General features: G+C 73.1%; 16 protein-coding genes and 1 pseudogene. 11 read left to right on the plus strand and 6 right to left on the minus strand.

Annotated features, from left to right (window positions below; translation table 11 throughout):
* Positions 1-454 precede the first annotated feature (454 nt).
* The gene (locus OO63_RS20645; protein ID WP_033264306.1) at positions 455-1,438 is read right to left on the minus strand and encodes a membrane protein; all 984 of its coding nucleotides are present in this window, start codon (positions 1,436-1,438) and stop codon (positions 455-457) included.
* Positions 1,439-1,728: 290 nt separating this feature from the next.
* Between OO63_RS20645 and purN the strand changes: the two genes are divergently transcribed.
* From purN to OO63_RS20660, 3 genes are all read left to right on the plus strand, one after another.
* Positions 1,729-2,349 (plus strand): phosphoribosylglycinamide formyltransferase, encoded by a 621-nt coding sequence (gene purN, locus OO63_RS20650; RefSeq protein ID WP_030360712.1) that lies wholly within the window; start codon positions 1,729-1,731, stop codon positions 2,347-2,349.
* Positions 2,346-3,929: a bifunctional phosphoribosylaminoimidazolecarboxamide formyltransferase/IMP cyclohydrolase gene (gene purH, locus OO63_RS20655; RefSeq protein ID WP_030360713.1), complete on the plus strand. Its 1,584-nt coding sequence runs from the start codon at positions 2,346-2,348 to the stop codon at positions 3,927-3,929. The genes purN and purH overlap by 4 nt, the downstream gene beginning before the upstream one ends.
* Positions 3,930-4,066: 137 nt before the next feature.
* Complete coding sequence (locus OO63_RS20660; RefSeq protein ID WP_030360714.1) at positions 4,067-4,438, plus strand: hypothetical protein; 372 nt, start codon at positions 4,067-4,069, stop codon at positions 4,436-4,438.
* A 19-nt stretch (positions 4,439-4,457) separates the two neighbouring features.
* Here the strand turns inward: OO63_RS20660 and OO63_RS20665 are convergent, their stop codons facing one another.
* The 3 genes from OO63_RS20665 to OO63_RS20675 all read right to left on the minus strand — a co-directional run bounded on the left by OO63_RS20665 (position 4,458) and on the right by OO63_RS20675 (position 7,370).
* Positions 4,458-5,858, minus strand: a complete 1,401-nt coding sequence (locus OO63_RS20665; RefSeq protein WP_051811026.1) for a serine/threonine-protein kinase — start codon at positions 5,856-5,858, stop codon at positions 4,458-4,460.
* Positions 5,855-6,592: an FHA domain-containing protein gene (locus tag OO63_RS46850; protein ID WP_030360716.1), complete on the minus strand. Its 738-nt coding sequence runs from the start codon at positions 6,590-6,592 to the stop codon at positions 5,855-5,857. The genes OO63_RS20665 and OO63_RS46850 overlap by 4 nt, the downstream gene beginning before the upstream one ends.
* 151 nt (positions 6,593-6,743) lie before the next feature.
* Positions 6,744-7,370 (minus strand): RDD family protein, encoded by a 627-nt coding sequence (locus OO63_RS20675; RefSeq protein ID WP_030360717.1) that lies wholly within the window; start codon positions 7,368-7,370, stop codon positions 6,744-6,746.
* Between the two features lie 234 nt (positions 7,371-7,604).
* On the opposite strand from OO63_RS20675, the gene OO63_RS20680 reads away from it, so the two are divergent.
* The 4 genes from OO63_RS20680 to OO63_RS20695 all read left to right on the plus strand — a co-directional run bounded on the left by OO63_RS20680 (position 7,605) and on the right by OO63_RS20695 (position 11,363).
* Positions 7,605-8,465: a bifunctional methylenetetrahydrofolate dehydrogenase/methenyltetrahydrofolate cyclohydrolase gene (locus OO63_RS20680; protein ID WP_030360718.1), complete on the plus strand. Its 861-nt coding sequence runs from the start codon at positions 7,605-7,607 to the stop codon at positions 8,463-8,465.
* A gap of 19 nt (positions 8,466-8,484) precedes the next feature.
* Positions 8,485-9,105 carry a DUF3017 domain-containing protein gene (locus OO63_RS20685; protein WP_030360719.1) on the plus strand — a complete coding sequence of 207 codons (621 nt, stop codon included), beginning with the start codon at positions 8,485-8,487 and terminating at the stop codon, positions 9,103-9,105.
* 414 nt (positions 9,106-9,519) lie between these two features.
* Complete coding sequence (locus OO63_RS20690) at positions 9,520-10,680, plus strand: sensor histidine kinase (protein ID WP_030360720.1); 1,161 nt, start codon at positions 9,520-9,522, stop codon at positions 10,678-10,680.
* On the plus strand, positions 10,677-11,363 hold the full coding sequence (locus tag OO63_RS20695; protein WP_030360721.1) for a response regulator: 687 nt from the start codon (positions 10,677-10,679) through the stop codon (positions 11,361-11,363). Before OO63_RS20690 ends, OO63_RS20695 begins: the two co-directional genes overlap by 4 nt.
* A 91-nt stretch (positions 11,364-11,454) precedes the next feature.
* Here OO63_RS20695 and OO63_RS45450 read toward each other — a convergent pair whose 3' ends face one another.
* Entirely contained in the window at positions 11,455-11,904 is a 450-nt protein-coding gene (locus OO63_RS45450) for a hypothetical protein (RefSeq protein ID WP_030360722.1), read from the minus strand.
* Between the two features lie 308 nt (positions 11,905-12,212).
* Between OO63_RS45450 and OO63_RS20705 the strand changes: the two genes are divergently transcribed.
* Positions 12,213-13,025 carry a helix-turn-helix domain-containing protein gene (locus OO63_RS20705; protein WP_030360723.1) on the plus strand — a complete coding sequence of 271 codons (813 nt, stop codon included), beginning with the start codon at positions 12,213-12,215 and terminating at the stop codon, positions 13,023-13,025.
* Between the two features lie 454 nt (positions 13,026-13,479).
* A pseudogene (locus tag OO63_RS43645) lies at positions 13,480-13,974 on the plus strand (helix-turn-helix domain-containing protein); the annotation flags it as partial.
* Positions 13,975-14,123: 149 nt separating this feature from the next.
* Here the strand turns inward: OO63_RS43645 and OO63_RS20715 are convergent.
* Entirely contained in the window at positions 14,124-14,717 is a 594-nt protein-coding gene (locus tag OO63_RS20715) for a peptidoglycan-binding domain-containing protein (protein ID WP_234311307.1), read from the minus strand.
* Between the two features lie 412 nt (positions 14,718-15,129).
* Between OO63_RS20715 and OO63_RS20720 the strand changes: the two genes are divergently transcribed.
* Both OO63_RS20720 and OO63_RS20725 read left to right on the plus strand, forming a co-directional pair.
* A complete protein-coding gene (locus tag OO63_RS20720; protein ID WP_030360726.1) occupies positions 15,130-16,407 on the plus strand; it encodes a helix-turn-helix domain-containing protein in 1,278 nt (425 codons plus the stop codon).
* 525 nt (positions 16,408-16,932) lie between these two features.
* Positions 16,933-17,922: a malate dehydrogenase gene (locus tag OO63_RS20725; RefSeq protein ID WP_030360727.1), complete on the plus strand. Its 990-nt coding sequence runs from the start codon at positions 16,933-16,935 to the stop codon at positions 17,920-17,922.
* The last annotated feature ends 79 nt before the right edge of the window (positions 17,923-18,001 follow it).

An 18,001-nucleotide genomic window follows, 5' to 3' on the forward strand; every position in this document is an offset into this window, starting at 1 on the left:
CATCACCCGAACCCTCCCCCCCACCGACCACCCCCGGATCCCTCCCCTCACCCTCCACCGCACCTCCGCCCCCCACCACACCCCCGCCCCCGACCTTCGAGCCCTACGACTTCCTCCCCGACCCGGGCCGCGACACCTAGCCGCGACACCTAGCCGCGATGAACCCCCGACGGACGTTGATCGGCGCTCCGGAATTCGTGTACGATCTTGGTGTAACTTCGGTGCACAGCACGGGAGTCGCGCGTCTGTGGTCCAAGGAAAGACGCCCATCATCCGATGGGAAATGTAGGTGCAAGGCCTGCCGGGCGCTCCAGAGACGAAGGCCCCTCACTCCACGAGTGAGGGGCCTTCGTCGTTGCCGCACAATGCCGTGCCTTCGGAGCCGTGCCCCCGAACGCGACGGCTCTTCCACGAAGTCGTGGAAGAGCCGTTCACCACCCGGACGGCGCCCGCGTCAGTCCCGGTCCGTCAGAAGCGGCCGCAGCTCCTTCGGCAGCAGGTCCTCGCACTCCTGACGGGACTGGTTCGTCAGCGCGTCGTCACGGCACGTGTAGTAGTCCCGGTAGATCAGCTGCGCGGCGAACGTGGCGAGCACCATGGCCAGCGCCAGCGAGGCCGTGACCAGGCCGCTGATCGCCGCCGTGGTCTGCGGCCGTCCTCCGGCCCGCGCGGGCCGCGACCCGCCGGTCGCGCCGTTCCCCCCGGCCCCGCCCTGCGCCCCCGCCGCGCCGACCGGCGCCGGAGCCGTCGGGTCCGGCAGCTTCGGCTTGGCCCGCAGGGCGCTGATGGCCCAGTGGAGACCGAGCGCGCCGAGCAGCAGCGCCACGTACCGCCAGCCGAAGAGCGCGAAGAAGAACGCCCACATGCCGGAGAGCAGGGCGTAGCGGGCGCGGCGCTGGGCCGGATCGGTCGGGTCCCAGCGCATGCCGCCGCCCTGCCCGTTCGAGCCCGAGCCGGACCCCTCGGGGCCCTGGCTGCCGGGCCGCTCGCCGAAGCCGCCGCCGGACGACCGTCCGGGCTGCCGGTCGCTCCACTGGCTGCCCCACGGCGACTCGCCGCCGCCGGAGCCGTCGGAACCGTCGCCGCCGGACCCGTTCGCGGGTCGACGCGGCTGCCACGGCCGCTCGGGCGTGCCCTCGGGCGGCGGCGCGAACGGATTGTCCTCGGAGGACCCGTTGCCGGAGCCGCCGGACGTACCGGAGCCGCCGGAACCACCGGCCGCACCGGAGCCCCCGGAGCCCCCGGAACCACCGGCCGCACCGGACCCCTCGGAACCCCGAGGCGGCGACGAAGGCTGTCCGCCCCCGTCCCGCAGCAGTGTCGACCCGTCCCGCCCCCCGCGGGTCGAGCCGGACGCGCCCTCCGCGAGGGACGGGCCGTCCGCGAGGGGCGGACCGTACGCGAAGGACGGTGGGAGGCGGAGGCTGCGGTCCGGCATCAGGTGTGCGTCTTCCCCTTGGTAGAGCCCGGCCCCTGGGCAGAGACTCGTCGTGTGGAACCCGGCGGCCCGGCGGAGCCGGGCAACTCGGCGATGGAGCTTGGCTACTGACTGTTCAGGCGGCTGCCCCCACAGACGCTACCTTCCGGCCGCGCCCCCGTCCCGTGAGGGGCCGCCCGGTGTGCCGGTATCGTTGCTGACGGTCGGCCGCTTCGTAGGGTTCCCCGTATCGGGGAGTACGAAGCCTTCGTACGACCGTACAAAGAGCACTCCCGAGAAAGGGCCCCGCCGTGGCCAAGGCCAAGCGCCTCGTCGTGCTGGTCTCCGGATCAGGTACGAATCTGCAGGCACTGCTCGACGCCGTCGCGGAGCACGGGGCCGACGCCTACGGCGCCGAGATCGTGGCCGTCGGCGCCGACCGGACCGGCATCGCGGGCCTGGACCGCGCCGAGCGCGCGGGCCTGCCGACGTTCGTGTGCCGGGTGAAGGACTACGCGAGCCGTGCCGAGTGGGACCGCGCGCTCGCCGAAGCCACCGCGGCGTACGAGCCGGACCTGGTGGTCTCCGCCGGGTTCATGCGCATCGTCGGGAAGGAATTCCTGGCCCGGTTCGGTGGGCGCACGGTGAACACGCACCCTGCCCTGCTGCCCAGTTTTCCGGGGGCCCACGGCGTGCGCGACGCACTCGCGTACGGCGCGAAGGTCACCGGCTGCACCGTCCACTTCGTCGACGACGGCGTCGACACCGGCCCGATCATCGCGCAGGGCGTGGTGGACATCAGGGCCGAGGACGACGAGAGCGCGCTGCACGAGCGCATCAAGGAAGTCGAGCGAGGACTGCTCGTCGACGTCGTGGGGCGCCTGGCCCGCGACGGCTTCTCGATTGAGGGACGAAAGGTAGTTATCCCGTGACCGCCGAAGGTACGGCCACCGCCGCCGAAGGTACGCAGCGCCCCATCAAGCGCGCACTCATCAGCGTCTACGACAAGACCGGCCTGGAAGACCTCGCGCGCGGGCTCCACGACGCGGGCGTCGAGCTCGTCTCGACCGGCTCCACCGCCGGGCGGATCGCCGCCGCGGGCGTGCCGGTCACCAAGGTCGAGGACCTGACCGGCTTCCCCGAGTGCCTGGACGGCCGGGTCAAGACGCTGCACCCGCGCGTGCACGCCGGCATCCTCGCCGACCTGCGCCTTGAGGACCACCGGCGGCAGCTCGCCGAGCTCGGCGTGGAGCCGTTCCAGCTCGTCGTCGTGAACCTCTACCCGTTCAAGGAGACCGTCGCCTCCGGCGCGACGCCCGACGAGTGCGTCGAGCAGATCGACATCGGCGGCCCCTCGATGGTCCGCGCCGCCGCCAAGAACCACCCCTCCGTGGCGGTCGTCACCAGCCCCGCACGCTACGACGCCGTGCTCACCGCGGTCCGCGCGGGCGGCTTCGACCTGGACGCGCGCAAGCGGCTCGCAGGCGAAGCGTTCCGGCACACGGCCGCGTACGACGTCGCCGTGGCGTCCTGGTTCGCCGATGGCTACGCGGCCGCCGACGCCTCCGGCTTCCCCGAGTTCCTCGGCTCGACGCACGCGCGCAAGAACGTGCTGCGCTACGGCGAGAACCCGCACCAGGGCGCCGCCCTCTACACCGACGGCCGCGGCGGCCTCGCCGAAGCCGTGCAGCTGCACGGCAAGGAGATGTCGTACAACAACTTCACGGACACGGACGCCGCCCGCCGTGCCGCGTACGACCACGACGACCCGTGCGTCGCGATCATCAAGCACGCCAACCCGTGCGGCATCGCCATCGGCGGGAACGTCGCCGAGGCGCACCGCAAGGCGCACGCCTGTGACCCGCTGTCCGCGTTCGGCGGCGTCATCGCCGTGAACCGGCCGGTGACGCGGGAGATGGCCGAGCAGGTCGCCGACATCTTCACCGAGGTCATCGTCGCGCCCGACTACGAGGACGGCGCGCTCGAAGCCCTCAGCAAGAAGAAGAACATCCGCGTCCTGCGCGCCCCGCAGGCGCCGTCCGCGCCCGTCGAGGTCAAGCCGATCGACGGCGGCGCGCTGCTCCAGGTCACCGACCGGCTCCAGGCCGACGGCGACAACCCGGCCAACTGGACCCTCGCCACCGGCGACGCCCTCTCCCCGGGCGAGCTGGCCGAACTCGCCTTCGCCTGGCGGGCCTGCCGCGCCGTGAAGTCCAACGCGATCCTGCTCGCCAAGGACGGGGCCTCCGTCGGCGTCGGCATGGGGCAGGTCAACCGCGTCGACTCCGCGAAGCTCGCCGTCGAGCGCGCCGGCGAGGAGCGGGCCCGCGGCTCCTTCGCGGCGTCCGACGCGTTCTTCCCCTTCCCGGACGGCCTGGAGGTCCTCACCGACGCGGGCGTCAAGGCGGTCGTCCAGCCCGGCGGCTCGGTCCGCGACGAACTGGTCGTGGAGGCGGCGAAGAAGGCGGGCGTGACGATGTACTTCACGGGGACGCGGCACTTCTTCCACTGAGCCGCACCCCCACCGGGCCGCACGTCGACGCGGGCGCCGCACCCTCGGACTTCCGAGGTGGGCGGCGCCCGCGCCTTGTTCCACCATCGGTGGCACGAGGGGCTCACCCGGAGCCCCCCAGGTCAATGGGGGTTGCCATGCGCGATCGGTACAAGAAGGCACTCGTCGGTTCGGCTGCCGTGGCGCTGCTCGGCGCGGGCGTCGGCTTCTCGCCCGCCGCCCACGCGGAGCCGACCGGAACTCGCGGGGGATGCGGCGAGAACTACAACCCGACGGTCCCCGGTGGCAAGGCGCACTGGGAGCTGACCTGCGACAACGGCAAGATCACGATCGAGGGCACCGTCACCGACACCAGGTCCGACAGCAAGTGCGTCAAGGTGAAGGCGCAGATGCCGAACGGCGACTGGAAGCGGAGCAAGGCCGCCTGCCCCAAGGGGGACAAGGAGGAGTACACGTGGACCGCGAGGGGCAGCAAGATCAACGCCTGGGTGTACACCTACGACGTGTAGGCCTGTGCCCGGCGCGCGGTCAGCAGTGGGGCACCCAGCGGTGGGACCGTGGGGTGTAGGTGCCCTCGAGGTTGCCCTGTTGGTTGACCGAGGTGCAGCCGGTGCGTTTGGTTTCGCGTTCGCGGTCGTAGCCGGTGGGGACGAAGTCGGGGCCACGCCAGTACGCCACGTCGTGGTTCGCCTTCGACTCCTGGTCGTTGTTGAAGACGGACTTCACCGGCCGGGCCTCGGTCCACCGGCACGTGCGGCCGCCCGCGAGCCAGTCCGTGTCGTCGCCGCGCCAACTGCACATGTCCCCGTTGCCGTTGCGCTCGCTGAAGAAACACACGGAGCCCGCCGGACACCGGTGGTAGCCGTACGCGACGGGCCAGTTGCCGTACACGACGCCCGCCGCCGTGAGCGCGAGCGCCAGGGCCCCGGCCGCCCACGCGGTGCGCCGGGCCCTTGGCGTACGGGGCCGGGGCAGCCCCCGCAGCCGTGGCGAGCGCGGTACCCGCGCGGCCCGTTCCACCCGGCGCAGCAGCGCCGCCGTGGCGAGGGGCGGCCGCTCCTGGTGGGTGCGGGCCAGGCACCGGGCGACGATGTCCCGCCACTGCGGGGGCAGCGCGGGGGACAGGCGCAGCTCCTCGGCGCCGCGCGCGTAGCGGATCGCCGCGTCCCTGCGGGTGGCCGGGGTGCCGCCCGGCAGCGGGTAGGAGTCGGTGAGCACGACGTGGGCGAGGACACCGAAGGCCCACAGGTCGGCGGTGGGCCGGATGCGGGTGCCGCGCTCGCTGACGTCGGGCCACAGCAGCTCGGGCGGGGTGTGGTCGGGGGTCGAGAAGGCGGCGGAGTAGGCGTGGGTGCCCTCCAGTTCGGCGGCCGTCTGGAAGTCGGCGAGCCGCACGGAACCGTCCTTGAGGACCAGCACGTTGGCCGGTTTGAGGTCGCCGTGCACCCAGCCCGCCCGGTGCAGCTGGTGCAGCCCCTCGCAGACCTGGGCGAGCAGCGCGGGCCCGCGCCGCGGCACCGGCGAGCGCTCCAGGAGCCCGGCGAGGGACTGTTCCGCCTCTTCGAGTACGAGGACGGTGGCGCCGTCGAGGTCGGGGCGGGCCGGGTCGTCGACGGTCAGGACCTCGTACATCCGGATCAGCCGGGGCGACCGGAGTCTGCTGAGGAGGGTGATCTCGCGTTCGGCGAGTTCGCGCAGCTGCCGCACGCCACGGGGGGTGTGGGCGGTGGGCAGGAACTTCAGCGCGGCACGCGCGGGCAGGGGGCCGGTGCCGGGGCCCGCCGTGCCCGGACCCGGCGGCGTCGTGACCGCCCCCGTGGCGCGCCGGGCCGCGTACACGCTGCTGAACGCGCCGGTCCCCAGGGGCTCGCGCACCTCCCAGGACCCGACCCGGTAGCCCGTGGGCACGGCGCGGTGGCCTCGGGTCACCGCGGCACCTCCGTCGCTCCGGCGGCCAGGACGCGCAGGTCGTCCTCGCGCACGAGGTCGAAGCGCAGGGCGAGCCCGACGAGGGTCTCCTTCTTGCCGTTCAGGCGCGGGCCCTGGTCCGCCGATGCCGGGTCGGGCTTGAGGCGCAGCTTCACCGCCAGGTAGTCGATGTTCCACTGCACCGCCGCCCGGTTCGCCCCCGGCCAGACCGGGGCCAGGCGGGCCGTGACCTGGTCGACGGTGGGCGCGGGGGCGTGCGGGGCGCCGCGCAGGCGGGGTTCGCAGAGGGCGGCGAGGACGGCGAAGTAGCGCTTGGTGGGGTCGAGGCCGAAGGCCGGGCGGGTGGTGGTGCCGTCGGGCCCGGGGCCGCCGGGCGCGTAGTCGTGCCGGGGCGCCCACACGTCGAAGTGCAGCAGTTCGCCCGCGGCGGGCAGGACGACGCGGGCGAACTCGAACGGCACCGGCGCGTCCAGGCGCCCCGGGGCGACCTTGATGTGCTCGCCCGCGCCCTCCGGGTTCTCCACGGCGTACGTCTGGTGGGCGCTGAGGTTGCTCAGGACCCAGAAGGTGCCCTGCGCGGTGATCTCCCCGGCGGCGCGGGACACCCCCTCGTGCGCGAGCACCAGGTCGTTGCCCCCGGTCCGCCGCCCGAACCGCAGCCGCTCCCCGGGCGCGAGCCGGACCTGCTCCCCGTGCCCGGCCCCCGGCACCACGATCACGCTGTCACCGGACATGTCCCGTCCTCCCCCGAAGTCCCCGTGCTTCCCCGCCGCACAGGGTAGGGAGAAGGCGCTCCGGAGATAAGGCGGCGGGCCGCAACTCCCCTGAGGAAAAGGGGAGTTGCGGCCCGCTGGATGGTGCCGTGCGGGGCTGGTGCGGCGGGTGTCAGCCCTTGATGACGACGGTGCCGCAGACCTTGTCGGCGAAGGTCTGCTTCTTGTCGTCCCACAGCGGCCACAGCCAGCCGAGGTAGATCGGGAGGCTGTCCAGGAAGTGGGCGAGCCTGCGCACGAACGCCATGCCGACGCCGACGGGCCGCCCGTCCAGCTCGCGCAGCAACCGGATGCCGACGGCCTTCTTGCCGATGGTCTGGCCGGTCCTGCCCTCCTGGATCAGCTGGTAGATCGCGAACGCGATGATGGCGGCGACGCCGAGGAGGATGAGGACGATTCCGGCGCCGCCCCTGCCCACCGCGACACCGATGCCGATGATGAGGTAGACGAGGCCGAAGACCAGGCCGTCGATGAGGAGCGCGCCCGCGCGCAGGCCCCAGTGCGCCAGCTCCGGGCGGGGCGCGTACCCGCTCGGGTCGTAGCCGTAGCCCGGCTGCTGTTGCTGCGGGTAGGCGCCGTACGGGGACTGGCCGGGGGCGGGCTGCGGGTAGGGCGCGTAGCCCTGGCCGGGGTAGCCGCCCTGTGGCGGCACGCCCTGCGGGGGCTGCTGCGGGTAGCCGTAACCGGGCCCCTGGCCGGGCTGGGGCTGCTGGGGCGGCGGCCCGTAGGGGTTGCTCATGGTGGGGATTCCTCCGTCGGGGACTGCGTGCGGGGACTGCGCGGCACGCGCGGAGGAAACGTTCACAGGAGCGTCGGTCCCCCCGACACCGGCCGCGGCACTGTGACCCTCATGCTTCTTCAGCGCCGTCGTGTTTGTCCAGCCAGCTCACCGAACGTTGTGCGAGTGCAATCGTGGGCGACGGCTGCGGCCCCGGATTGGTACGCGGGCGGGCTCATCCGCGAGGATGGGGGCATGACCGCCCAGATTCTCGATGGCAAGGCCACCGCAGCAGCGATCAAGTCCGAACTGACCGCCCGCGTGGCGGCCCTGAAGGAAAAGGGCGTGACGCCCGGCCTCGGCACTGTCCTGGTCGGCGACGACCCCGGCAGCCAGAAGTACGTGGCGGGCAAGCACCGCGACTGCGCGCAGGTCGGCATCGCCTCCATCCAGCGCGAACTGCCCGCGACCGCCTCCCAGGAGGAGATCGAGGCCGTCGTGCGCGAGCTGAACGACGACCCGGCGTGCACCGGCTACATCGTGCAACTGCCGCTGCCCAAGGGCATCGACGAGAACCGCATCCTGGAGCTGATGGACCCGGCCAAGGACGCCGACGGACTGCACCCCACCAACCTGGGCCGCCTCGTCCTCAACGAGCCCGCGCCGCTGCCCTGCACCCCGTACGGGATCATCCGGCTGCTGCGGCAGCACAACGTGGAGATCAAGGGCGCCGAGGTCGTGGTCGTCGGCCGCGGTGTCACCATCGGCCGTCCGATGCCGCTGCTGCTCACGCGGAAGTCGGAGAACGCGACGGTGACGCAGTGCCACACCGGCACCCGTGACCTGTCGGCGCACCTGCGGCGCGCCGACATCATCGTGGCGGCGGCCGGGGTGCCGCACCTCATCAAGGCCGAGGACGTGAAGCCGGGCGCCGCCGTGCTCGACGTCGGCGTCTCGCGGGACGGCAACGGCAAGATCGTCGGCGATGTCGAGCCCGCCGTCGCCGAGGTCGCCGGATGGATCTCGCCCAACCCGGGCGGTGTCGGCCCGATGACCCGTGCCCAGCTCCTCGTCAACGTCGTCGAGGCCGCGGAACGTGCCGCCGCCGAGGACTGAGCGGGGGAAGGATGACCCCATGAACGTAGAGGCGAAGGACGGCTCCGCGGATCCGTCCCAGGGCGCGCCCGCGGCCACGGACCCGGACGCGTCGGCGGCACCCGGCGGAGCGGCGGAGGGCGAAGGGTCCGCCGAGTCCGGCGAGTCGACCGCGTCCGCCGAGCCGGAGGCGTCCGGCGATCCCGACGCCGGTGGCCAGCCCACCGCCAAGGGTGCCGTCAGCGCCCCCGGGCCCGACGGTGAGCCCCGCAAGGTGTCCCGGCGGTTCCCGCTGTTCACGCGGGACACCGCGCGGCCCGAGGGCGGCGGGCGTGCCGCCTCGGGGGACGCGCCCGCGCCCGCGCGGCAGTGGCCGCTGCTCAGCGTGGTGTCGCTGGTCGGCCTCGGGCTGTTCCTGACCGCCCTCGACGTGTTCCGCGTCGGCACGATACTGATCGGGGTCGCGCTGCTCGCGGGGGCCGTGATGCGCTGGTGGCTGCCGCGCGTCGGCATGCTGGCGGTGCGCTCGCGGTTCACGGACATGGTGACGTACGGCAGTCTCGGCCTGGCGATCGTGCTGCTCTCGATGATGGCGCAGCCGAATCCGTGGCTGGAGATCCCGTTCCTCGACGACACGCTGCACTTCACGATCAGCAGCTAGCCGGAGGGCGGCCGCCGCCGGCACATACCAACGGCCCGTACTCGCCAGGAGAGTACGGGCCGTTGGCCGTGGGGGCAGGGGGTGGTGCGATCGGCTGCGGGCCCGTTCCTCCGTGCGCCCCTGCACGAAGCCGCATGCCTCAGTGGTATGTAGTTGTCTGTTCGGGGCGCAGGCCTGGTCCCCCGTGCAAACCCCCGTTTGCAGGCCCGCGCCCCCTTCCCCCGGCGCGCCGTATCAAGGCGGCGCGGGTGGTGGTGCTGGGCCAAGAACTTACGCGGCGGCGGAAGTGCCCGTCGTCCCGTGCCGGGTTGACGTTGCCGTACGACCCCGGTCGTAGACGAGCGCGGTCTACAACTTCCGCGGTACGGCAAACGATGGACGTATACCGATGGGTATGCGGGCTACGCTGCGGCGATGCGCCTCCGCCCGTTCACCGTCGACGTGCTGCTCGCCCTCGGGCAGGTGGCGCTGCTGGCGTTGGTCGGCCCCGAGGCCTCGGCGGTCGGCTGGTCCGAACTGGACCCGCGGGGCTACGGCCTCGCGCTGCTCGTGATCGCGCCGACCATGTTCCGCTCGAAGGCACCGCTCCTCGTCTGCCTCGTGACGTACGGGATCTGGACCGTGTACGTCCTCGCCGGATACTGGCCCGTGGCGACGTCGTTCGGGCCGATGATCTGCCTCTACACGGTCGCCCTGCAACGCCAGACCCGCACGACCGGGGTGTGCGCGGCGCTGCTCTCCGCGATCTGGGTGCTCGGCAGTGTGCTGGAAGACGATCCCACCTCCGTGCCGACGGTGGTGACGCAGGCCGTCGGCGTCAACGCCCTGGTGTGGCGGATGGGATACCTGGCCCGGCGCTCCACCGAATTCGCCCGCAGGACCCGCGCCGAGCAGCAGGAGCGGGCCCGGCACGCGGTCGTGGAGGAGCGCGGGCGGATCGCGCGGGAGCTGCACGACGTCGTCGCCCACCACATGTCGGTGATCTCCGTGCAGGCCGGGCTCGCCAAGTTCGTCTTCGACTCCGACGCCGAGACCGCGCGCACCGCGCTCGGCACCATCTCCGGTACCAGCACCGAGGCCCTGGAGGAGATGCGGCGCATGCTGCGGGTGTTGCGCGCCCAGGACGACGACGGCGAGGTCCCGGACGCGCCGATGCCGGGCCTCGCCCGCATCGGGGACATGACGGACCGGGTCAGGGCGGGCGGGGTGCCCGTCGAGTTCCGGGTCACGGGGACGCCGCGGCCGATCGCGCCCGGCGTCGAGCTGTGCGCCTACCGCGTGGTGCAGGAGGCGCTGACCAACGTCCTGAAGCACGCGCGCCAGGCCAGCGCGACCGTGGAACTGCACTACCGCCGCGACCACATCGAGGTGTCCGTCACCGACAATGGGGAGGGGGTGATTCCGGACAGAGTGAGGAGCCCTGGTGGACATGGGTTGATCGGCATGCGCGAACGGGCCAAGCTCTACGGCGGATCGATCAGCATCGGCCCGCGCAGCGTGGGAGGGTTCGCCGTGAGACTGACCCTGCCGACGTCGGCACGGGCCGCACCGCCGGGAGACGACACCACCGAATGAACTCGAGCCACATAAAGGTGCTCGTCGTGGACGACCAGTTCCTCATCCGCGCCGGGCTCGTAGGTGTGCTCCGGGCCGCGCCCGGGATCGAAGTCGTCGGCGAGGCGGGCGACGGCACCGAGGCCGTGGAACTCGCGGCGGCTACCCGCCCCGACGTGATCCTCATGGACATCCGCATGCCCGGCATGAACGGCATCACGGCCACCGAGCGCATCCTCGCCGACGCCGCCGAGCCGCCGCCCCGCATCCTGGTCCTCACCACCTTCGACCTCGACGAGTACGTGTACGGGGCGCTGCGCGCGGGCGCCGCCGGGTTCCTGCTCAAGGACTCCGGCCCGGAGCGGCTGCTCGCGGCGGTGGCCGCCGTCGGCAGCGGGGACGCGCTGTTCGCGCCGAGTGTCACGCGTCGTCTCGTGGAGGCCTTCGCGGTGCGTTCCGGGGCCGTGCCCGCCGAGGAGCCGCCGCCGGACCTCGCCGCGCTCACCGGCCGCGAACTGGAGGTCCTGAAGCTGATCGCGCGGGGCCTGTCCAACGCGGAGATAGCCGACCGCCTCTACATCAGCGAGGCCACGGTCAAGACGCATCTGAACCGCACCATGAACAAACTCGACCTGGACACCAGGGCCCAGGCGGTGGTGATCGCCTACGAGACGGGCCTGGTGACCCCGGGCGCCGGCCTCTGACCCCGCGCACCCGCCGCGCCGCGCACACCGGACGGCGGCCCGTCCTCCCCCCGTGGGAGCACGGACCGCCGTCCGCCGCGTGGGCCCAGGGTCAGCAGGTCACGGTCTTGTCGTAGGAGCCGAAGCTCCAGGTGTAGCGGGCCCAGTGCCGGGGCGGCAGGGTGAAGCAGCGCGAGTCGGGGCCGAACTTGACGACGACCTTCACGCGCACGGTGCGGCCGCAGTAGTTGGTCACGGTGGCGGTCCGGCCCCTGACCGTCCGCTGGACGCAGGCGGGCGCGGTGCCCCGCGGCGAGACGTCCGCGGTGCGGGCCGCCGAGGACGCGTCCGCGGACCCCGAGGATCCCGAGGCCCCCGAGGACGACGTCGGGGCGGCGGGCGCGGCTGACGCCGAGGGGGCCAGGGCGAGGCCGCCGCCCAGGATCGCGGCGGCCGCGATGCCGATGGCGGCGGTCCGCGCGAGGCCGCCCGTGCGGTGCGGGGCCCGCCAGCCGGTGTCCTGTTCGCCCTCCGCAGGGGTGGGCGCGGTGCTGTTGGTCATGTGAACTCCCCGTGGTGTCGGTCCGGCGGCCGGTCCGGGAAGGACCGTGCCGGCCGTCGTGCGGTACCGACTCTGCCGATCCGAACCGGTCAACATCCAGGGCAGTGGGACGAGTTGGGCCGTCCCGCGCGCCGACCTGCGGGGACGCGTCGAGCGGTGACACCGCCGTGGGACGTCCCGCGCGCCAGGAGTGGCCTTTTCGGACGCCTGGGACGAACGCCGGGGAACCGGAATTGGTGCATCCGCCATCTGATCGGGCGCAGGGGGCGATTCGCCTCGGGGGACCTTGTCACGCGTATGGAGTGAACATGCCGCGTTGGAAAGAGCTGCCCGCGTCGCTGGGGGAGCAGGAGCGCCGACTGGCGGTCCAGTTACGGCGGATGAAGGATCGCAGCGGCCTCAGCCTGACCTCACTGGCCACCAGGACCTCGTACAGCCGCTCCTCCTGGGAGCGCTATCTCAACGGCAAGAAGCCGGTGCCGCGCGCGGCCGTCGAGCAGTTGTCCCGGGTGTGCGGCACGGAGCCGACGCGCCTGCTCGTGCTGTACGAGGTGGCGCAGGAGGCACGGGTCTCGGCGGGCGCGGGGCCGGGCCGCGCGGCCCCGGCACCCGAGCCCGCACGCGCGCCGGAACCCGCACCATCCGCGACGCCCGCACCCGGATCCACGCCCGGATCCACGCCCGGATCCACGCCCGGATCCACGCCAGGATCCGCACCCCGCACCGTGCGTCTGCGCACCGCGCTCGCCGCGCTGGCGCTCGCCGTGGCCGCCGCGTTCGTGGGCGGCCTGGTCGCGGGCCGGGCCTGGGAGGGCGCGGACGGCGCTGCGCGCGGCGCGTACGAGAAGGGCCGCGCGTACGGGTGCGGGGACGGCCGCGAGGGCGGGGTGCGGTACGCCGGGCACAGCAGGACCAGGGACGCGATCCTCGACCGGGGCGACGACGGCTGGGAGGTGGTCGAGGTCCAGTGTCTGCTGCGCGGGCACGGCTTCGGCGCGGGGGCGGCGGACGGTACGTACGGCGACAGCACGAAGGCGGCGGTGCGGCGCTTCCAGTGGGCGCGGGGGCTCGTGGACGACGGGATCGTCAGGCCGGAGACGTGGGGGGAGCTGCGGAAGTGAGCGGGGCAAGGCGGGCCTTGCGGGCGGAATCCGGCCATCCGCTGGCGGCGTCCGGGGACTTGGGCCGCCGTCGGCCACGGCGCGCCCGACCCTCGTGGGCGGTGGCGACGAGGGGCGCTGCGCCCTCCGTACGCGTACGAACACGCAGGTGGCGGACGTGAGACGGCGCCCGTCCTCTCCCCCGTGGGAGGACGGGCGCCGCCGTTCCGCGGTGCGAACCCGGGGGCTCGCTGTGCGTCTTAAGCGTCATGGACGCGCCATCCCGGCAGCAAGGGAAGCCTTACCCCTGTGGCACGGAAGTGACCATTCCGCAACGCTGTTCCGGGCCCGCTACGGACGCGAGACGACCCGGGCAGGATCGGGCGAAACGGGCGGCCGGGGCGGTGCCGACGGAACCGAACCGGGCGCCGTCGCCGTCAGTCGGTCAAACCGGGTCGCGCTGGGGGGTGCAACCATGGGGACGCGCGCGGGTGCCTGGCAGCCGCTTCCGGACGAACTGCCGCCGGAGGTGCGCCATCTCGTCGAGCAGTTGCGACGGCTCAAGGACCGGACGGGGCTCAGCCTCGTCGCGCTCGGCTCCAGAACCGCCTACAGCAAGTCCTCCTGGCAGCGCTACCTCAACGCCCAACAGCCCCCGCCCCGGGAGGCCGTGCTCGCGCTGTGCCGGGTCGCGGGGGTGGACGGCGCGCGCACGGCGGCGGGGTGGGAGCTGGCGGTGAAGGTGTGGCCGCGGGTGGCCGAGGCGTCCGGGGCGTCCGGGGGAGCGGCCGCCGGGTCCGAGCCGTCCCCGGCGGACACCCGGACCGAAACCCTGGCCGAAACCCCGGCCGACAGCCCGCCGTCGGCCCCGACTCCGGCCCCGCCTCCTCCCGCCCGGCGCCCCGCCCCTTCCTGGCGCCTCGTCGCCTGCTCCGCGCTCGCGGTGATCGCCCTGCTGCTCGTGAGCCTGCTGTGGATCGTCACGCAGGTGACCGGGGTGCGCGGCGGCGCGGACCAGGAGCCGTCGCTGAAGCCGGGCGCGAGCGTCTCCGAGCCGCTGGGCACGCGCGAGGCCCCGGGGACCGCCACCGAGTGACGGCCCCGGGGCGGACTCCGGCGTCAGCCGAGGCGGTGGTACGCGGCCTTCTTCCACTGCCCGTGGACCTTCACGTAGTACGTCCCGGAGATCCGCTTGAAGGCGATCTGGCGCACGTGGCCCGTGTAGTCGACCTGGCCGTTCGCGTGCGGGCCGCTCAGGAAGTCGTCCGCGGCGCCGAAGGTCTCCTTGCCGACGACGCCGTCGACGTCCTCCAGGTCCTCGCGGGCCTGCCACCACTTGGTCGCGGACGCGGTCTTCCAGCCGTAGTGGCCGTCGATGTCCGACTTGGTGAAGGTGTGCCGCACGCCGTTGCCGTCGCGCCACTTGGCGCCGTCGGCGTACAGGACGCTCTGCCACAGCCAGGTGGCGTTGGAGTGCGCGTGGCTGTGGCGGGAGAGCGTGCCCTCGTCGCCCCAGTCGTTGTACGCGTCGCCGCTGCCGTCGACGACGTGCGGCCCTGCGGCCTGGGCGAGCGGGGCGGTGGCGGCGAGCGCGAGGCCGGCGCTCGCGGTCACGGCGACGGCGGCGGCGAGGAGCCGGTGCGGGCGCCGGGTGCGGGTGTCGCCGGTGGTGGCGGGGTGGGTGCCGCGGTGGTCGGTGGTGCGGTGGTGCATGTGGTTCCCCCCTGGCGGAACTGGTGGTTCAGGTGGTTCGATCACGGCGTCCGGCTGCTGTGGCGCAGCGGTGCCGTGTTCGATGCTTCGGCACCGGAGCGCCTCGGAAAAGGGCCAACCAGCGCATTCGGGAAGGTTCCGGGACGTCCCGGTCCGGGAGCTGGGGTTCCGCATTGTGGAGTGGGACGACGGTGGGACACTGGGCCGTGGACCGGGGGCGTGCGACGGGGCACACTCTGTCCCAAATGCTCCCGTGCGCTCCCATTCCGGGAACTGACATCCTGGCTCCGTGCATCCCTCTGGGTAGTTCAGGACCGGGGCGAGCGGACCGCGTGCGGTACGCCGGAGGTCTGGGACAGCTGCGTCAAGCGCGGGGGCAGTACAGGCACGTACGGGGGGAATAGGGGGAGCAATGCCTCGTTGGAAGGCGCTACCGGATGAGCTCGACCCGCAGGTCAGGGAGTTCGCGAACCAGCTGCGCAGGCTGGTCGACCGCAGCGGTCTCAGCATCGCAGCGGTGTCCGACCGGACCGGCTACAGCAAGACGTCGTGGGAGCGCTATCTGAACGGGCGGCTGCTCGCCCCCAAGGGCGCGATCGTCGCGCTCGCCGAAGTCACCGGCACACCGCCGGTGCACCTCATCACCATGTGGGAGCTCGCGGAGCGCGCCTGGAGCCGCTCCGAGATGCGGCACGACATGACGATGCAGGCCATCCGCATCTCGCAGGCGCGGGCCGCGCTCGGTGAGCTGGCGACGAACCCGCCGGTCAGCTCGAAGGACGCCAAGGACGCCAAGTCCGGCAAGGCGCCGCGGGCGCCGAAGGAGAGCGGCGGCGCGGGCAAGGCGCGCGGTGGGGTCGGTGCCGTGACCGGGGTCGCGGGGCCCGCCGGGGTTTCGCCGACGGTGCCGCCGGTGGCGCGGGAGCCGGAGGGCGTGCGGTACGGGGCGCAGGCGCGGGGCGCGGCTTCGGCCGGGCCGACGGGCGCCGACTCGGCGGCCGCTGCGGCGCAGGCGCAGGCGCAGGCCCGTGCCCAGGCGCCGGCCACGCCTTCGTCGCGTTCGTACGAGGCGTCGGCGCCGCCCGGCTCCGTGGCGGCCACGTCCTCGGTGTCGCCCGGGTACGGGGGCGGCGGTCCTGGGTCCGTGGCCGGGCCGGGCGCCGACGGGAAGTCGCCCGACGGGCAGCGGCGCAAGCGGAAGCTGACGATGTTCCTCGCGGGGATCGTGGGGGCGCTCGTCGTCATCGCGGCGGCGGTGTTCCTCACGGACATCGGCAAGGACGACGACGGCGACGGGAAGGCCGGGCCGTCCACGGCGCCGACGACGTCCAAGGCGGACCTGCCCGCCGGGGTGGAGTGCAGCGGGGCCGACTGCACCGGCAAGGATCCCGAGAACATGGGCTGCGGGGGCGAGTTCGCCCGGACCACGTCGCGGGTGACCGTCGTCGGGACGAAGACGCTCGTCGAGGTGCGGTACAGCAAGACGTGCGGGGCCGCGTGGGCGCGGATCACCCAGGCCGCGCCCGGCGACAAGGTCACGATCACCGGCTCCGGCTCGGCGGCCCGCCAGACCGGGACCGTGAACGCGGACCTCGACGCGTACACCCCCATGGTGGCCGTGAAGAACGCGGCAGCGGCGAAGGCCTGCGCCACACTCAAGGCAGGCGGAACGCCCACCTGCACGAAGTAGCCCTCGGGGCGCGTGGTCGGTCACCTACCCACAGAGTGGGACGGAAGCAGCTGCCCGCGGCAGGGCGAGAGTAGAGGCGGCTGGGCGCCGACGCTGGGCGGGCCTGCTGGCGCCGGACGGTCCCGCAGACGCCGGACGGCCGGTAGTGGCACAGGCGGCCAGAAGCTGACGGTCGAGTGAAATGGGCGGGCGGGTGGGAGAGCTTTGTCGGCGGGAAACAACCGGCGTGCACCTGGAATACCCCGCCCCCCGGAGGGCAGACGCACCGTACCCCCACGGGAGTGGTCACACCCCCAAGGCGGCCGCCACGTCTCCTCTCCCGAGGTGGCGGCCGCCCTCCAAGGGCCCTGTGGGCCGGGCCACACCCTCCCGGCGTACCGGGACGGCAAGGGCGCGATAACCTGACGCCGGATCTCTCTTGATGCCAAGAGATCGATCATCGAGAGGCGATCGACGAGGGCGTCGGCAGGGGATCCAGCACAAGGGGCAGGGACCCCCACCGCCAGCTGTCTTACGGAGATCGCCATGACCCGCACTCCCGTGAATGTCACCGTCACCGGCGCGGCCGGCCAGATCGGCTACGCGCTGCTGTTCCGCATCGCCTCCGGCCACCTGCTCGGCCCGGACGTGCCGGTCAACCTGCGCCTCCTGGAGATCACGCCCGCCCTCAAGGCCGCCGAGGGCACCGCGATGGAGCTCGACGACTGCGCCTTCCCGCTGCTGAACGGCATCGAGATCAGCGACGACCCGAACGTCGCCTTCGCCGGTGCGAACGTCGCCCTGCTCGTCGGCGCCCGCCCGCGCACGAAGGGCATGGAGCGCGGCGACCTCCTGGAGGCCAACGGCGGCATCTTCAAGCCGCAGGGCAAGGCCATCAACGACCACGCCGCGGACGACATCAAGGTCCTCGTCGTCGGCAACCCGGCCAACACCAACGCCCTCATCGCCCAGGCCGCCGCCCCGGACGTACCGGCGGAGCGCTTCACCGCGATGACGCGCCTCGACCACAACCGCGCGCTCTCGCAGCTCGCGAAGAAGACCGGCACCTCGGTCTCCGACATCAAGCGCCTCACCATCTGGGGCAACCACTCGGCGACGCAGTACCCGGACATCTTCCACGCGGAGATCGCGGGCAAGAACGCCGCCGAGGTCGTGAACGACGAGCAGTGGCTCGGCGACACCTTCATCCCGACCGTCGCCAAGCGCGGCGCGGCGATCATCGAGGCCCGCGGCGCGTCCTCGGCCGCCTCGGCCGCCAACGCCGCCATCGACCACGTGCACACGTGGGTCAACGGCACGGCCGCCGGTGACTGGACGTCCATGGGCATCCCGTCGGACGGTTCGTACGGCGTTCCGGAGGGCCTCATCTCCTCCTTCCCCGTCACCGCCAAGGACGGCAAGTACGAGATCGTCCAGGGCCTGGAGATCAACGAGTTCTCCCGCGCCCGCATCGACGCCTCCGTCAAGGAGCTCGAGGAGGAGCGCGAGGCGGTCCGCGGCCTCGGCCTCATCTGATCCCGACGGGCATCTGACCCCGACGGGCGCCGACCACGCCTGACCGAGAAGCCCCCGACGGGCGTCAGCCACGTCTGAC

It is taken from the genome of Streptomyces alboflavus, assembly GCF_000716675.1.
GTDB classification, from domain to species: domain Bacteria; phylum Actinomycetota; class Actinomycetes; order Streptomycetales; family Streptomycetaceae; genus Streptomyces; species Streptomyces alboflavus.

Bases quoted from the DNA above. Each gene is read 5' to 3' on its own strand.
- OO63_RS20680 (WP_030360718.1), top strand. From the start codon at position 7,605: ATGACCGCCCAGATTCTCGATGGCAAGGCCACCGCAGCAGCGATCAAG.
- OO63_RS20725 (WP_030360727.1), top strand. From the start codon at position 16,933: ATGACCCGCACTCCCGTGAATGTCACCGTCACCGGCGCGGCCGGCCAG.
- OO63_RS20720 (WP_030360726.1), top strand. From the start codon at position 15,130: ATGCCTCGTTGGAAGGCGCTACCGGATGAGCTCGACCCGCAGGTCAGG.
- OO63_RS20660 (WP_030360714.1), top strand. From the start codon at position 4,067: ATGCGCGATCGGTACAAGAAGGCACTCGTCGGTTCGGCTGCCGTGGCG.
- OO63_RS20695 (WP_030360721.1), top strand. From the start codon at position 10,677: ATGAACTCGAGCCACATAAAGGTGCTCGTCGTGGACGACCAGTTCCTC.
- OO63_RS20675 (WP_030360717.1), bottom strand. From the start codon at position 7,370: ATGAGCAACCCCTACGGGCCGCCGCCCCAGCAGCCCCAGCCCGGCCAG.
- OO63_RS20645 (WP_033264306.1), bottom strand. From the start codon at position 1,438: ATGCCGGACCGCAGCCTCCGCCTCCCACCGTCCTTCGCGTACGGTCCG.
- OO63_RS20705 (WP_030360723.1), top strand. From the start codon at position 12,213: ATGCCGCGTTGGAAAGAGCTGCCCGCGTCGCTGGGGGAGCAGGAGCGC.
- OO63_RS20715 (WP_234311307.1), bottom strand. From the start codon at position 14,717: ATGCACCACCGCACCACCGACCACCGCGGCACCCACCCCGCCACCACC.
- OO63_RS46850 (WP_030360716.1), bottom strand. From the start codon at position 6,592: ATGTCCGGTGACAGCGTGATCGTGGTGCCGGGGGCCGGGCACGGGGAG.
- OO63_RS20685 (WP_030360719.1), top strand. From the start codon at position 8,485: ATGAACGTAGAGGCGAAGGACGGCTCCGCGGATCCGTCCCAGGGCGCG.
- OO63_RS20690 (WP_030360720.1), top strand. From the start codon at position 9,520: ATGCGCCTCCGCCCGTTCACCGTCGACGTGCTGCTCGCCCTCGGGCAG.
- OO63_RS45450 (WP_030360722.1), bottom strand. From the start codon at position 11,904: ATGACCAACAGCACCGCGCCCACCCCTGCGGAGGGCGAACAGGACACC.